The sequence below is a fragment of the Agrobacterium tumefaciens genome, assembly GCA_025559845.1.
GTDB lineage: Bacteria > Pseudomonadota > Alphaproteobacteria > Rhizobiales > Rhizobiaceae > Agrobacterium.
The window spans coordinates 638614-655584 of sequence record CP048470.1; the positions used below are offsets into that span (position 1 = coordinate 638614).

9 protein-coding genes are annotated in these 16971 nt (G+C 56.1%); 1 reads left to right on the forward strand and 8 read right to left on the reverse strand.

All coding sequences use genetic code 11. From position 1 onward, the window contains the following. The first annotated feature begins 237 nt into the window (after positions 1-237). Positions 238-1284 carry a prolyl oligopeptidase family serine peptidase gene (locus FY156_19430; protein UXS03726.1) on the forward strand — a complete coding sequence of 349 codons (1047 nt, stop codon included), beginning with the start codon at positions 238-240 and terminating at the stop codon, positions 1282-1284. 2 nt (positions 1285-1286) lie between these two features. Here the strand turns inward: FY156_19430 and FY156_19435 are convergent, their stop codons facing one another. The 8 genes from FY156_19435 to FY156_19470 all read right to left on the reverse strand — a co-directional run bounded on the left by FY156_19435 (position 1287) and on the right by FY156_19470 (position 16970). Beyond that, positions 1287-4202, reverse strand: coding sequence for a UDP-N-acetylmuramoyl-tripeptide--D-alanyl-D-alanine ligase (locus tag FY156_19435; protein ID UXS05152.1), 2916 nt, complete (start codon positions 4200-4202; stop codon positions 1287-1289). Positions 4203-4425: 223 nt separating this feature from the next. Next, entirely contained in the window at positions 4426-5628 is a 1203-nt protein-coding gene (locus tag FY156_19440; protein ID UXS03727.1) for an HlyD family efflux transporter periplasmic adaptor subunit, read from the reverse strand. Then, a complete protein-coding gene (locus tag FY156_19445; protein ID UXS03728.1) occupies positions 5629-7878 on the reverse strand; it encodes a type I secretion system permease/ATPase in 2250 nt (749 codons plus the stop codon). A gap of 57 nt (positions 7879-7935) precedes the next feature. Beyond that, positions 7936-11649: a BapA prefix-like domain-containing protein gene (locus FY156_19450; GenBank protein UXS03729.1), complete on the reverse strand. Its 3714-nt coding sequence runs from the start codon at positions 11647-11649 to the stop codon at positions 7936-7938. 594 nt (positions 11650-12243) lie between these two features. Continuing rightward, positions 12244-13533 (reverse strand): TolC family outer membrane protein, encoded by a 1290-nt coding sequence (locus FY156_19455; GenBank protein UXS05153.1) that lies wholly within the window; start codon positions 13531-13533, stop codon positions 12244-12246. A 412-nt stretch (positions 13534-13945) separates the two neighbouring features. After that, complete coding sequence (locus tag FY156_19460) at positions 13946-15277, reverse strand: FAD-binding oxidoreductase (protein UXS03730.1); 1332 nt, start codon at positions 15275-15277, stop codon at positions 13946-13948. Between the two features lie 40 nt (positions 15278-15317). Then, positions 15318-16490, reverse strand: coding sequence for an FAD-binding oxidoreductase (locus tag FY156_19465; protein ID UXS03731.1), 1173 nt, complete (start codon positions 16488-16490; stop codon positions 15318-15320). A 117-nt stretch (positions 16491-16607) separates the two neighbouring features. Continuing rightward, positions 16608-16970: a cupin domain-containing protein gene (locus FY156_19470; GenBank protein UXS03732.1), complete on the reverse strand. Its 363-nt coding sequence runs from the start codon at positions 16968-16970 to the stop codon at positions 16608-16610. Position 16971 lies beyond the last annotated feature (1 nt).

Consider the following 16971-nt stretch of genomic DNA (forward strand, 5'->3'; position numbering starts at 1 on the left):
TCTCATTGTCACGGCGAGACACCCAAATCCGTGCGTTTTGGAGGGAGATATGCGTTGTAAGACGGAGTTTTTGATAGGGAGCACCAAATTCACAAGGGTAAGTTTTTATGCCTGATAGAGCACTAAAATCTTCCGCTTGGGTCTTGTTGCGTGACCGGCTACCTTTTGATTTCAGACGGAACTCAAATCAAATGTCATCGGTTAGCAAAGCAAAAAGATTGCGGGCGGAGCAAGGCATTGAGCAAGGAAGAACCAAGGCTTGCGTGGTGGATGGTGCGATGGTTGTTACTGGCGCTCGCCATTCCCGGAGCGTCACAGTTGGCGCTGGCCGAAGCGCCACGGCTCGGCCCCTTCGAACTGCCCAGACCACGCGCGCTGACTATTTTCCAAAATGAGACCGCCTTCGACGCCAGAGAGGCCCTCAACGGCTCCTTCTCTTCTTCCCAAGCCTGTGCCGACATTCCCTATGGGCTGTGGATTGAAGTCGAGGGCAAAGGCGACTGCATCAGATATTATCCTCACGGATTGGCGGATGGTGAAAACCGCAAGGTTCTGGTCTATTTCGGCGGCGATGTAATGTTGCGCAACTCAAAAGGTGTGCGCTTCATCACCGGCTCCTACATCCGGCAATCGCCCGCAACAATTGCAGCCGAAATGGCGGAATGGTCAAAAAAGGCGGGGCATCCCGTAATTTTCCTAGCACGGCCGGGAATATATGGTTCTTCTGGCGACCACAACAACCGCCGGCACCGGCGCGAGCTTTCCCTGATGAGCCAGGCACTCGACAGGATCAAACAGAAGCACAATGTATCGTCCTTCATTTTGACTGGACATTCAGCCGGTGGTCAGATTGTAGCGGGGCTTTTGAACCAGCGCACCGATGTTTCTGCGGCTGTCATCACGTCCGGACTGGTCTCGGTGAAACAGGTATCCAAATTCTGGGAACGGCGGCGTCGCCTTCCCGGCAAACTTCTCTACAATGCCGCAGCCTTCTATGATCCCGTAGACGAGATTTCCAACGTTTCGACCGCCGACCGCCCGGATATTTATGTCCTCTCTGATCCTGAAGATCGTGTCGTGCCATTCTTCAGTCAGCTATTCTACGTCAGGCGCTTGCGTACAGCGGGCTTCGAGCCGCACCACCTCTATGCTCATGCGACTGATCCACAGCGTCACATCCTAGCCTACCACGGCCGCCTCGCAGCCGCATTGATCTCTAAGGGACAATCGACCGCCGAAATTCGCCGTGCCGTCCACGAGATGGATCTCGAACAGTTCAAATAAGATCATGCGGCGAAACTGCCATCGGCAGTCGTCTTCAGCCAATCGACCATTTCATGCACTCCGGCGCTGTTCGAACCTTTGAAGAGTACAACGTCCATATCCTCCAGCTCTTTACGAAGAACGCCCTTTAGGGCGTCGCACGAGCCCACTTTTTTGCCGCGTAAAGAGACGGGAAGCGCACGCCAGAAATCTTCGTACAGATGACCGATAACATAGACCCGGTCGATTGAACTCTCTTTCAACACGGTAGCGAGTTCGGTGTGGTAGCCGGAAGCCCCAGGCCCTAGCTCCGCCATCTCGCCGAGGACTGCAATCTTTCGCCCACCCCCTTCGTGGTCGTTCAAGCGTTCGAGGGCGGCGCGCATTGAGCCGGGATTGGCGTTGTATGCGTCATCGATCATTATCAGTCGCCGGCCATCGAGCGACAAAGATGTTTCCTCGCCACGCCCAGGAAGCGCCGAGAAGCTCTTGAGCTTTGCAATAGCTGTCTCAAGGGGGTAACCGAGCGCCGAAAAGGCAGCAAGAACAGCAAGGCCGTTGAGTGCCATGTGCCGGCCAGCCGCGCCAACGCTATAGGTAATGTCTCCCCCCTCTATGTGGGCGCAGGCATCGCCGCTCCCCGCATCGTATCGTGTCAGTTGGAAAGCACAGCCATCCGACGTGCCGTAGGTGACAATATCGAGCCCACGGCTGCGGGCTGCATTATGAACGATTTCCCATTCCAGCATATCGCGATTGAGCACTGCCTTGTCGCCCGGAGCCATGCCGAGGAAGATTGCGCTTTTCGTTTTTGCGATATCCGAAATCGTACTGGACTCGTCGAGGTGGGCCGGCAGGATATTGGTAAAGACGGCAACCTTTGGACGCGCCATCCGTGCGCTGACCCCCATTTTACCCACTGCAAGTTCAAGCACGACATGGGGCGTATCCCACGGGATCGAGGCGAGGTTCCAGGCAACGCCGGTTGGCAGGTTTGCATTGTGGTGGCTTTTGCCCACGCGCCCCCACGAAGAAAGAGCATGGGCGAGCATGCTAACAACGGTGCTCTTGCCGGCACTTCCCGTCACACCTAGCACGGTGCCACTCATCTGACTCCGCGCATAATTCCCCAGAGCAAGGACGGCGCGCATGCCGTCATCGACCTGCAGCACCGGCGCCGGATGCGCTTGCGCAAGGGTCGCATCCGTCGTGATGAGGCCTGCCGCCGTCCGCATCCCCCTCACGGTATTTACGGGAACACCGGCATCCCCCCTTTGACTGCGTACAACCACAAGCGCACCCGGCTGCATGGCTGGCGCATAGGTGCAGAGCCCGTTTGGAGTCCAGTCCGCCGGCGGTCGACGAATCCAACGACCGCCGGTCGCAGCCTCGACATGCGCCGCCGTCCATTGCCGCTCCTGATGAAAGACTTCGGGCTTTGTCCGAACAGCGCGTTGACAAACAAGCTCGCGAAACGACGCCTGCTCCCCGAGGTAGGTGAGATAGGCGACAAAACCGGAAAGATAATGTTCGACGTCATCGATACGCACGCGGAAAGCCTGGTGACGAATGAAAAATGATCCGACTATGCGGTCGGGTTTTCGGCAGTACATGGCCATTTCCGGCCAGAAATGGCCGTTCAGCAAATGCTGCACACGTTTTTCAAGCGCCCGCTCGAAATGTGCAAGATCGATGTCCTCGAGGAGGTGGTTCAGTTGAGGTTCGGCTGCTATCCGCGACAGCGTTTGACGCGCCGCCATCATCAGCTCAAGCAAGGTGGGAAACGTCGTGATCCGGTTTTCGACAAAGTCGAGATAGCCGGCAATATTGCGAATAGCGAAGCGGAAATAACGTTCTTCCGGTCTATGGCGGGTCAGTTCATTGACGCAATAGCCAAGCCAATGGTCGTGGTGTTTCCAATAGTCCTGGGCAATGAAGTACTCAAAGGCTTTCTCAACGGTCGCGAGCCACACCGGATCGAGCGTGAGAGCGTAAAGGCGCATGAGCCCGAACGCTGCCTCGCCCTCATAATAGATGGTCCGGTATTTTTGCTTGATAGCGAGATCCGGATAATTGAGGACATGCACGAAAGACCCGGTTTTGCAGTCCTGCATGTGTCGGATGCCATGAGCAAGTTTGTCGGTCAGGCAGCGCCATTGGTTGCCACCGGTTGCCTTCATGTATTGAACGAACGCCAGTATCGCTACGGCATTCCCGCCCAACTTGATCTCGTTGTCAGCCTCCACGACAAAGGCAGCCTCCTGTCCATCGGGAAGGACGGCGGACCTAATGAGCGTTTCAGCCAGGTATTGGAGCGCGCGCTCGATAGCGTCTTTGAGGAAAGGAGAACCCGTCACCTCCCACGCTTCAATCATCGCATAGGTCGTACTGGCATGACGTAACGCATTGTAGGCATGGATGCGCCTGTCGAAGCAAGCGTGATAACCGTAGACGAAACTGCCATCATGGTTGACCTGGCGGGCAAGATAAGCGGACGAATCCTGCACCAAGGATAGGATCACGCCTTTATCAAGTCGTTCAACCGTCCGTCTGCCTGTCTCAAGGCCCTTTCCGTCGAGCCGATGCAATCGGCCTGCCTTGTCGCAGAACACGCCCTTTGTCTGCAGAAGGTAAATCGTTTCCTCATCTTTAAACGCCGGCGGTGACAGGTCCTGAAAACGGGCCGCGGCGTAAAGCCTGAAGTTGTTTTCGTTCACCACGGCATGACTGACGCTGTTACCGCCATAAAGCATTGCATTGGCATTCAATTCCTGTTCGGTGAACGCGAAGCGGAAATCTGGATCGAGAGCCAGTCCGAAACGGAAATAGTTGCGTTTGACCTTGCCAAGTAGAGCTCGCAAGCGCTTCCAACTCGTTGCCTCGGCAACATCTATCCAGTCCACCCGAAGCCAATCTCCTTTGATGCCCTCGGTCTTCATCGTAGCGAGCAGTGAGGTTATTCCCTTTTGCCACGCAGATTCGAATGAAGGACCGGATGCGTTGATGACACGCGCACGTCTTTCGCCATCCGATACCGAAAAGAACAAAGTTACGGCTGGAAGCGGCGTTTCCAAAGGCTGAATGCCACACCGCAGGAACGTTCTGATGCGAGCGAGTTTTTCTTTCACGTCCTGCGGCTCGATTACAGATCTCGCAGCGGTTTCAACGTTCACGTAACGCCTCCCGAGCCTTGTTGAAGGGCTTGATAAGATATTCCAGCACGGTCTTTTCGCCTGTGTGGATGTCAACCGTTGCGACCATGCCCGGTACGATTGGAAACTCCCGGCCGGCCGCATTGATCAGCGCGTCCTTCTCCGTCTTGATAAAAACGCGGTAATAATAAATCTCCCGGTCGACCTCATCCTGAATGGTATCGGGTGAGATGGTCGTCACCTGCCCTTCGAGACTACCGTAAACAGCGTAGTCATAAGCACTGATTTTGACGCTCGCGCGCTGTCCAGGATGTATGTAGGCGATATCGCGAGGGGAGATCCGCGCTTCGATGAGAAGCTCATCACCCAGCGGAATGATATCCATGAGCTTGCCGTTTGGCGGCACCACACCACCGATGGTCGAAACTTCGATGTTCTTGACGATACCGCGCACCGGGGAACGATGGGTGAGGCGTGAAAGGCTGTCTGTGCGACCAGTTACGACAGGCGAAAGAGAATTGACCTCCGCGTTCATTTTGGTCAATTCTTCACGGGCCTGCACCACATATTCCGATTTGATCTCAACCTTCTTGAGTTCCATTTCCACGATCTGTCTGCGCAGGCGAATAACCTCCACGTTGCTCGCAGCGCCAACAGCCCGGAGCTCTTCGTTAAGTGTCAACTCGCTGCGGACTAGAGCAAGGGATTCCTCAACCCAGTGCAAGGACTCCTCCAGAGCGCGCTTTCGCGCCGTGTAAAGCTCTGTCTCGGCGGTGATGAGCGCGGGATAGGCATCGAGTGCCGGCGGAAAGGCAAGTGATGTGCTATTAACCTCTGCTTCGAGCCGTGCAGACGCGGCAAGTGCGGCCCGATATTTGGCTGCACTTTCTTCCACGTCAGATGCACTTTTGGTGGGATCAAGTTGAGCAAGGATCTGTCCCGGCTCGACAACCTGGTCTTCACGGACATGCAGCGTCGCAAGAATACCGCCTTCAAGAGACTGAATTACCTGCTCTCGGCTGGTCGGCACCACACGGCCATCCCCACTGGAAACTTCATCGAGCGTGGCGAAATAAGCCCATATCAGCAGGACAGCCAAGAGGACGACGAAGACCTGCACGACACGTGTCGATCGGGACAGATTTCGTCCATCGTCGTCGCCAAACACCCACCCTGTCTGCCCGGAGAACTCGCGATTGCCGACTGTCGCCATTCATATCTCCCCGATTGTCTTAAATGGGAATCCCGCCACGCTGGCGCCTTTGTTTACGCTGGTCGCTTTCCCTCTTGCGATGTTTGGGGGTACGACCTTGTTCACGCCCCGCAACGTGTTGAGGATTTCCTCTTTGCCACCGTCGAGCAATACGTGACCGCTTTCGACAACCAGAATGCGGTCGACCAGTTCGAGAACACGCATTCGATGCGTGGCAACAACGACTGTTTTTTCTTCGTTCCATACCCTGAAACGGGCAATGAACTGGCGTTCGGTGGCCTCATCCATCGCAGCGGTCGGCTCATCCAGGAGAACAACGGAGGGATCTCGAATGAGAAGCCGTGCCAATAGCAAGGCCTGTTTTTGTCCACCAGAGAGCCCCCGCCCCCCTTCAAGAATGGGATGATCAAGGCCACGTGGAAGCTTACGCACGAACTCATCAGCACCGGTCATGGCGAGCGCGTCGAGCAACACCGTTTCTGGAGCATGCAGTGCGCCAAGGGTGACATTCTCACGGATCGTGCCGTGGAATAGCCGCGTATCCTGGGTCAGTAGTCCTACATTGCGACGGACATCTGCAGGATCGATCTGTGACAAGGCGAGATCGTCAAGCATGACTTCTCCGGCAGCGGGCTCCACCATGCCGGCCATGGCCATCAGCAGGGTGGATTTTCCCGCACCGTTCTTTCCTAATATTGCGATCTTTTCACCTGGAGATACTGCCAGATCGGCGACAGCAAGCGCGGGTTTGCCCGCCCCATTTCCGTAGTGGAACGCCGCTGCCTTCAACCGGTAAGCGCCTCGAAGCGTAGGCGCGCTGACCCGCGTTTCGGTTTCCGGATGGTCCGAAGGCATGCGCAGGATCGCATCGATACTGTTAAGACCGACGCGCGCCTGTTGAAATCTACCAAGGATCTGCGTGAGCTGCGCCATCGGTGCCATCATACGTGAACCGAGGATGGAGCAGGCGACAAGTGAGCCGGTAGTCATGTCTCCTTCCATAACGATTGGCGCACCGACAAAGACGACGGCTGCAAAAGTGCCGGTCTGGACAGTGTGGCTCCAGGCGGAAAGACCATTAGTGATGGCGCGCAACCGCAATTGGCCATCAGCCGACACGGCGTTGTAATGGTTCCATCGCTGCTGGAAATGATCTTCTGCCTGCAGGGTTTTAATATCCTCGATCCCCTGCACCGCCTCGACAAGCATGGCGTTGCGCAGCGATGATTCCCGCATGGCCTCGTTTGCGGCCGCACGCAACCTGCCTTGGACCAGGAGGCCGGGCAACAGCAGGAACAGCAACGCTGCTACAGGAATGGCCACAAGTGGCCCGCCGATCAGCCAGAAAATAAAGAGAAACAGGAGGAAAAACGGAAGATCGGCAACAGCAGCCACGCTGGTGGACGTCAGCAGTTCGCGAACCTGCTCAAGATCTCGCAATTGTGCGATGAAAGTGCCCGTGGATGTTGGGCGTGCCTGGTTCTTTACGCGTAACGCATGGCCAAAAACGAGATCGGAAACGCGCATATCTGTACGCTTGCCCACAATATCGATGATACGAGTGCGCAAGCGTCGCATGATGAAATCGAAAAGCGCTGCGAGCAGCACTCCAACGAAGAGCACGTAAAGCGTGTTGAACGATTTTGAGGGTACTACCCTGTCGTAGACCTGCATGGAAAACATAACGCCCGCCAGCGCCAGAAGATTGGCAACCAGCGAAGCCAGCATGACATGTCCGTAGGAGCCGATGTCGCGCAAGGCTATGACGCGGAACCAGTGTTCGCGATACGGAGCAATGTAGTCGTCAACGCGTTCATCGACCGTTCCACGTTGCGGCCGGGCCACGACCACGAAATCGGTCTGCGACAAAAGCGCATCAACCGGGAGCGTCGCTGCACCACCACCCTCGCCGCTGACAACCACAGAGGTATTCCGGTCGGAAGAAACCGCCGTAACGACACCCACCGCACCGTCGGCCAGTTGGAGGATCAGCGGGAGGCGCCAGCTCGTTAGAAGACGTGGCGAGGGCGCAGTCTTTTTGATCCTCAGCCCCAACTTGCCGGCCATACGCGCAAGCCCGTCTTCCGCATTGGCGACGTGCAGTGTACCGGCGAGCTGTTGAAGCCCGCCGGCAGAAAACGGCACGCCATAGTGACGCGCTACATATTGAAAGGCTTCGCTCCAACCTTTCATATCGATACCGGTCACGTCGGCATCTGGATGTTCATTCGTCATGTCGGAAAGAGGCATTTATATTCCTCTGTAGCGGCACACGGCCATCTAAGGCGCACATGCCGTTCCTAGATTTCAAACTACATTCGAAGCAGTGTTATTCCATTCATCTTCAGTTACGAGGTGTCCAAACGGATCGAGTGGGACGTCCGACGTGTCTACGGCAACCATCGTGTCGAGAGTTTCCCCTGTGATCGTATGGTCGGCATCAGCATCGACCGGCTCGGACAGCGACGTCAGCCCGTCGAGGGAAACAGTCAAATCCTCGGCGCTCTCTTCGACAAGTTCGGAAAGATTATCCTGACTGTCAGGCTGCGCATCCGACGGAAGAGCATCATCGCCGACGGTCGCGTCAATGGTGTTCAGACCGATGAAATCATCTGCCGCGAACATCATTGCCTGATCGGGAACACCCGCGCCTGATGGCTCCACGTTAACAACCAGAGACGACTGCTCAATAGCACCAGACGGATGGACAAGCTGATATTCAAATGTGTCCGTTTGCGCTTCGGCGAAATGCGCCAAATCAGACGCCGGCGCATAACTGTAATTTCCGTCGGCATCGACAGTGAGGGTGCCAAATTCGCCCTCGATGGTCATCGCGCCGATGACCTTCACGTAACTCGTGCCATCAAAGATCTCGAACGCCGTAAATGTGGAGCCCGTTTCGTCATTGGCGAGCAGATTGCCACTGTCGCCGACCCCATTCTCGAATTCGAACTGATCCGTGTAGGTGACGTCAATGTCGGTGGCGATCGTAGCGGAGACATTAACTAGCGAGCCGGTCAGTGTTGAGTGGATACGATAGTTGCCCGCCGTAAAATCGACCTCGGAAAGATCAATCGATGCCACGACACCAAGACCACCTACAAGAACATTGAAGGTATCGGTGGCGACCGTTTCCCACGTGCCAGGGGCAGCCTCTCTTTGAAGCGAGACAGCCCCACTGGATAGGGCCGCAAGCAGCACTGACACTGTGACACTACCTGAAATCACCATGCTGTCGGTGATGACGAAGGTCGCGCTGTCATATGTGCTCGTTTGCCCGAGACTGCCCGAGAGCAATGTCGAACCGCTAGCCGTGAAGAAATCGGTGTCCGTCACGTTGTCCCATACGACGGTTGCCTCAGCACTATCGCCTGTCGCTGCGAACTCAAACACTGCCGGAAGCCCCGGATCAGTGCCATTCCATGTCATGGTGACGCTATCACTGCCGATCTGCACGTTCAGCGTTGCGGTGCCTGTGTTACCGGTGGCATCTACGAGCGTGTATTCGAACTGGTCGACCTGACCTATTCCTGCACCATTCGCGAGGGGCGTATAGGTGAAGGTACCATCGGGGAGGATCGATAACTCTCCAAAGTCGCCCTGGATAACGGTTCCTGCGGGATCAACTGACTGACCATCAACGCTCTGCACGGTAGTGCCCGTTGGCACGTCATCATTATCGATGACGTTTCCACTCACTTCGACAGCTTCGTATCCTCCGGCCTCCGTGAAATCGTAATCGGTAGCCGTCACTGTCAGGGTACCACCCACGCCGGCGCCAAGCAGCCCATCATAGCCCATGAAGGCCCGATATTCTCCCGCATCGAGTCCCTGTACGGTACCGCTCGCTCCGCCGAAAAGATCAAGGGACAGAATCGTGGCGTTCGTTTGACCATCAATACTGGTCCACTGTTGTGTCGTCGCATCCCACTTCTGTACGACGAGATTGTAATCGCTGAGAACACCTGCCCCGAGAATGCCGTTGAAATCGAAAGCCAAGTCCTGCGTGTGACCACTTTCCACTTCAAACTCTACGGTATCGGCAAATAGCTGCAGATCGATCCCCGCAAGACTGACGACAGCCAAGTAAGTCTCGCTGCCATGCGGTACGTCCTCGGTAACGGTCGGCAGAATATTCACCTGGGCAGATGCCACATCGTCCGTCGGCTCGAGATCTGCATCGGCGTCCGCATCTGCATCTGCGTCGGCATCGGCATCAGCGTCAGCATCTGCATCCGCGTCAGCGTCGGCATCTGCATCGGCATCTGCATCGGCGTCGGCGTCAGCATCAGCATCCGCATCGGCATCTGCATCCGCGTCAGCATCTGCATCCGCGTCGGCATCTGCATCAGCGTCAGCATCTGCGTCAGCATCGGCATCTGCATCCGCGTCAGCATCAGCATCTGCATCCGCGTCAGCATCAGCATCTCCATCTGCATCCGCATCCGCATCAGCGTCTGCGTCAGCATCTGCATCCGCGTCAGCGTCAGCATCGGCATCTGCATCTGCATCTGCATCGGCATCTGCATCTGCATCTGCATCGGCGTCAGCATCGGCATCGGCGTCAGCATCGGCATCTGCATCCGCGTCGGCGTCAGCATCCGCATCCGCGTCAGCATCCGCATCTGCATCCGCGTCGGCGTCAGCATCTGCGTCTGCGTCAGCATCTGCATCTGCATCCGCATCCGCATCTGCATCCGCGTCAGCATCCGCATCTGCATCGGCATCTGCATCTGCATCCGCATCAGCATCCGCGTCCGCATCAGCATCAGCATCTGCATCCGCATCAGCATCTGCATCCGCGTCGGCATCTGCATCTGCATCGGCATCGGCATCGGCATCGGCATCCGCATCGGCATCTGCATCCGCGTCAGCGTCGGCATCTGCATCTGCATCTGCGTCGGCGTCAGCATCAGCATCCGCATCTGCATCCGCGTCAGCATCTGCATCCGCGTCGGCATCTGCATCAGCGTCAGCATCGGCATCTGCATCCGCGTCAGCATCAGCATCCGCGTCAGCATCAGCATCTGCATCCGCGTCAGCATCAGCATCTGCATCCGCGTCAGCATCCGCATCTGCATCGGCATCTGCATCTGCATCTGCATCTGCATCGGCATCTGCATCGGCATCAGCGTCAGCATCTGCATCTGCATCAGCATCGGCATCGGCATCGGCGTCAGCGTCAGCGTCAGCATCGGCATCAGCGTCCGCATCTGCATCCGCATCAGCATCCGCGTCCGCATCAGCATCAGCATCTGCATCTGCATCCGCATCTGCATCCGCGTCAGCATCCGCATCAGCGTCGGCGTCAGCATCAGCATCAGCATCGGCGTCCGCATCAGCGTCAGCGTCAGCATCCGCATCTGCATCAGCGTCGGCGTCGGCATCTGCATCTGCATCAGCGTCAGCATCTGCATCTGCATCCGCATCAGCGTCTGCATCCGCGTCGGCGTCAGCATCCGCATCAGCGTCAGCATCCGCGTCGGCGTCAGCATCTGCATCCGCATCAGCGTCGGCATCTGCATCTGCATCAGCGTCCGCATCTGCATCGGCATCTGCATCGGCATCAGCATCCGCGTCCGCATCAGCGTCCGCATCGCCATCATCTCCCGATGAACTGCCACCGATGGCAGCACCACCTGCGAGAAGTCCGAGCGCAGCTAATCCGAGAACGGAGCCACCACCGCTCGCAGAAGCACCAACAAGTTGATCGACACCTTCAATCTGCGAAAACTCGAAATCTGCCAAACCATCGCTGTTTTCGCCAAGCCAAAGATTTCCATTCTCGTCCTCAAGCACGAGTTGGCTATGTTCGCCGTCAACCTCTCGATAGAAATTTCCGATCCGGACGGTCTCACCGGACCGCATGCGAAGCAAGAGGTCATCTCCATCACGAACGAAGTCGGCGACATCATTGCGGGACGCGCGAATTTGCACGAGGCTCGGCTCATCAATCGTCAATTTGTCGAGTGGAACGGTCCGAGAATTTCCGGCGGCCATATCGGTTACGATTGCAACCATAAAACTGTCCTCCTGCAACGCGGCAACATTTCGGCGACAGAAAACCGCTGCCGCTTCAAACGCCAAGCAACATTCAAAAAAATGGATTTTTGCGAACGGCTGAACCGCTGCAGAGATAGAGCCCGAAATCCTCCAACTCTACTCTTTTGCCTCGAAGGGAAGCTTCCCTCTCAAGAACCTCTCCCGCTTCCATAATCGCATAAAAACGAGGCATCGCAAGACAAAAAACAACTCCTGAGAGCATTAGCGTGTGCTTGTTAAGGATTCTGCTTCAGCCACCTACAGAAATTCATCCCTCAGAAATAATTGGTTTTTGATCCACTCGTGGGCTTCATAGAGCGTGAAAATTTTCAATCGAATGTTCTTTTGCCAACCTTTTTGCCTCGCGCGATACTCGTTAAAATAGCACCGCTTTCAAACCAAACGAAAGGACGGCTGATCCTAAGAAAGGACCAGAAAAAAGGGGGGCTGGAGTTTGCAATACCGCAGGCAAAATAGCCATTTCCAGCAACTTGGAATGACGCAAGACAGCCACAAAAATTGACAAAAATCAAAAAGATAAAGGTCATTTCGCGGCTATGGCAGTGGTATGCTCTACAAAGATATACCTTGGACGGTCTGGCCTTCCAATGAAAATGCTTCGCGCATTCGTCCGGCACTGAAGGTGCAGTCGATGTTCAACCTGTGCAGATCATATTGAATGTTAGAGATATCGAACCTTGCTGCATGTAATTCCTGATCGGCATTCAGCAGATCGAGCAGACTGCGCGTTCCCAGTTCAACATATTGTGTCCGATAAAGGTCCCGTGTCTGTCGCATCGTGGATTGGCGTGTTGAAAGCGAGCGGCTCAAGCTTTCTTTGCTCGAAATCTGACTGCTTGATTCCGTCAGGTTTCTCAGAATATCTACCCGCGCACGAGCTTCTGCCGCCTGCGAAGCGCCAAGTGCCTGCACTGCCATATTCCGCCGAGCACTTGTTGCCCCACCATTATAAAGGCTTCCTGTGACCTTCAATCCGATGGTGTAGTCAGGGTCAGGTGAGCCAATCTCCGAAACATCAACCCCAACTCCAGCGTCCAGTGACAAGGTAGGAAGGCCTTCGGCCTTGGCAAGGTTTATCTGCGCGGCCGCTGCCTCGCGGTCTGCCTCTGCCTGCATAACTGCCGGAACACGCGACCAGTCAAGTTGTGTGGAACCGCAGGACTTCGAAAGCCAGCCTGGCATTTTGTTCGAGACGTCGATACGTCCGCTTATTCCGCTGACGTTAGCCAAAACGGCTTCCCAGCGCGACAGTTGCCCGTCGATTTCCAGCAACGTGGCTTCTGCCGCCTGCACACGTGCTTCAGCCTGTAGAAGGTCGGAGCGCGTACTTGCGCCCTTGTCAGTCCGAGACTTCACCAGTTGCACGATTGCCTTGGTATCATTGATCTGATCACGAGCCACACCTCGTAGTGCGCGGTTGCGCTGGATTTCGATAACAGAGTAGGCCGCTTCGCGTGCTAGATCATCCACCGCCATCAAGACCTGCGATTTTCGGCCTGCAATTCCGGCCGTCGCAATCTTTATCTTGTTGTCGACCTTGCCAAAATCGTAGAGCATCTGGGAGGCGTTGAGGCTGAGATCTGGGCTATATCGATCCGATCGATAGGTATTGTAGGAGGAGTCCAGGCCCCAACTGACGCTTGGAAGATAACCGGCCCTCGCTTCGTTGACCGACTCTGTCTGCTGACGTAACCGGCCAATGGTTTCCGTAACGGCCGGGTGCCATTCGACAGCCTTCCTCACAGCAGTCTCGAGTGACAGAGGCCCTCTATGCTCTGACTTGCGATATTGCACGGGTTCGGCTTGCCGCTCTGTTGATCCCGTCACACCAGGCAGATCGATCCTTTGTGATACGCCCGTATGGTTGGCTGAAATGTCTGAACTTCCTTTTGATCCCTGTCTGTTTTTTATATTCGAACCGTTGGCGCACCCCGTTGCGAGCGCGCAAAGGGCGATCGTGCACAGAAAGGGTGAAAACCAAGAAAACCGCATGCAACGTTCCACCTTCAAAACAGAAGAATGAGCAACTTGCCAGCACGCAGAACGGAAGAATGGCCACTAAAGCGCCGATACAGAATTCGGCCTTGAGGGGCAAAGCTAGGAGAGCATGGTTAACGGTTGGTTAATAGTTGCACCCAAGCATTGCAGGGTAGAAAGCACGGATTAGCCTGGTTGTTGCCTTTCCGGCATGAGAACGCCCCATCTGATCAGGCCGAAATTCGGCCAGATCATGGGTTTCGACTTAGTTTCCAACCTAAAATCCGCTGATGATTTCTATTTTTGAACCATCCGAGAACCTGTTGAACCGGAAGTTATGCGGGTCAACGAGTGGCGCGGTACCCGCCACGATATCTGCCATGAGCCTGCCGGCCGCCGGACCGATACCAAATCCGTGGCCGGAGAACCCTGTCGCGATGAAGAAACCCGGGATTTGATCAACACCCGAAATCACGGGGATTGCGTCTGGCGTGACATCGATTTTCCCTGCCCATCGCTGTGCTATTTCGGCTTTTTCAAAGGCAGGAAAGGCCTTGCACAAATTTGACAGTGCCTTGTCCTGAAGACTGAACGACGGTTTGGGGTCGAGAACACGGTTATATTCGAAAGGCGAAGCCTCATCGTTTTTCCATCGGCGAGGAAGCCGTGCTTCGTCTAGGAAACCCAGACCGCCTCGCAACATCAAAGCACGCCATTCATGGCCAAGCGCTGGGAGGAAATCGCGGAAGAAACGAAAGCTATCTGGGACAATATCGACGATATTCTCGAAACCATTGGCGATCGTGTAACCGCCGTCCTGTCGTTTGCGAATGGCAAACCCATTTGTCCAAATCGCCGATTCCGGCCCGCCTTCCATTGGTTTCGTCCTGATGACAGAATTGATAACCTTCAACTGTGGAAGCCTGATACCGGCGTTTCCGGCAAACAGGCTCGACCACGCACCACCTGCGAGAACCGCCGCATCGCAGGCAATGTAACCGCGCTCGGTAAAGACACCACAGACCTTGCCAGCTTTGGTATCGATGCCTCTTACGGCACATTCAGTCATGATGTGGGCACCACGATCACGAGCCGCCTCCGCAACAGCCGGAGCTGCCTTCTGGGGTTCGGCCCGCCCGTCAACGGACGTGTATAACGCCCCCTTGATATTGAGCTTCGAGCCAGGGTTCATTTCAGCGAACTGCTGCGGCGTCAGCATTCTCGTATTGAGTTGATAACCTTCAAGATTGCGCATCCAGCGCTCATGATCTTCGACCTCCTTGTCGGTCAGGCAGGTAAAAGTGATGCCTGCTTGCGTGTATCCGACATCCCTGCCGAGCCGCTCGTTCATGCCCGGCCATATGCGCAATGCTTCCGCCATCAGCGGCACTTCGCGCGGGTCTCTGCGGGTTATGCGCACCCAACCCCAGTTGCGGCTCGATTGCTCATGACCAACGCCACCCTTTTCGCACAAAGCGACCTTGAAACCCCGCTCTGCCAACTCGAGCGTCGTCGACGTTCCGATGATGCCGCCGCCAATGACGACGACATCCACCTTTTGCGGCAGATCGGTATCTCCATGAAACGGAACGACGAAGGGACCGGGCATTTTTGAAAACTCCTGAGGTGTCTGAAATATCGAAGACTGGCTAACCGTGAAGCTCGAGCTTCGCCTGGGGGGTATTTGCGCCAAATCGGTTGAACTTGAATGAAGAGAGGTCATGAGTAGGCTGACGGCCCGTCACGAGATCGGAGAGTATTTGGCCCGTGACAGGCCCAAGACAGAAACCATGACCGGAAAAACCCATGCCGATGACGAGGCCGGAAATTCCGGGCGCATGGTCGAGAACAGGCAGCGCATCCGGAGTAAGATCGAGGAGGCCCGCCCAACACTCCTCGATCGGTGTTTCGGAGAGGCCAGGCAGCAAATGGTCGAGCGTTTTGATGATCGCGTTCAAACTAGACAACGGCGGACGGATAAGCGGTCGATCTCCGGCGCTTGTCGTGACTGTTTCCATGCTCCCCGACCAGTCGAGCATACCGCTAGTGATCCGAAGACGACCGTTCACTTCCTGCCGTCCGGCCCAGTCGCCGCCGCACACGCCGATCACCTGATCGAGAACTGGTGCAACGGGTCGGCTGCGAATGACCGCAACCATCGGGGTGCGGATCGGGACAGAAAGGCCGAGCGGTTCGAGCAGTGCGTTTCCAAGCATTCCACCGGCGAGCACCACGCTGTCGACACCAAGTTTGCGAACACCCGTCCTGATGCCCACGACGCTGCCGCCGGAGACGGCAATTGCCTCGACGTTTTCGCCCATAGCCAACGCAACGCCATGTCGCGATAGCGCCGCGATATAGGCAGCACTGACCGCCTGCGGATCAGCGTGTCCATCCGTCGGGCAAAAAGAGGCGCCGGGAACGGCCTCTGAAACTGCAGGTGCGATATCCCTCACCGCCTGATTATCCGCTAGGAACGCAAGGTCGAGGCCAAGTCCCTGCTGTTCGGAGACCATCGAACGGATTACCCCGTATTCGTTCCCGTTGCGGGCAAGTCGCAGATTGCCACGTCGAGTGTAATGCGTTGGAGCACCAAGCTCCTCATGCAATGTCTGCCAAATATTGACGGCATCAAGAGCAAGCGGCATTTCCGCCGGATCTCGGCCAGATTGCCGCACACCGGCAAGCGTCCAGCCAGATGCCATTGCCGCCGGGCCGAAACGATCGACCAGAACGACTTTGGCGCCCATTTTTGCCAGGGTATAAGCGGTCGCGCAGCCGCTGATGCCCGCGCCGATGACGGCAACATCAAATCTGTCCATCGCTGGTTCCCCTCATCGTCTGCTATCACGAGCCCAGACGATCACGCCGTTCATGATGGCTCTTTGGCCATCACCAAAGGCCTAGTCGCACGCATGCACAATACGGCCAGGCACAGATCAGGCGTTACCCGCACCGCCCTTGGGCACAACCATCGCGAATTTGCGGAAGGGCGTAAGAACAGTCAGCGAGATTGCAGCGTTGACTGGAATCGTGACGATATCTCCAACGCCAATGCGACGGATCTCGCCATCTGCCACCTGGCAATCCGCCTCACCTTCCATCACCACAAAGGTTTCGGCCAGAGGTCGGGCGGGATAGGCATAAACGCCGGGCGGCGCGATCCAGACTGCAGCTTTTGTGGCGGTTTCGGCGTCGCCTTCATCTACCCAGATCATGTTGCGATAGGATTGTGCACCATCCGCAGCCTTGGCCGCTTCCATCAGGCCAGTGTCATCGCCGACTTTTGCATAGATCGTCATC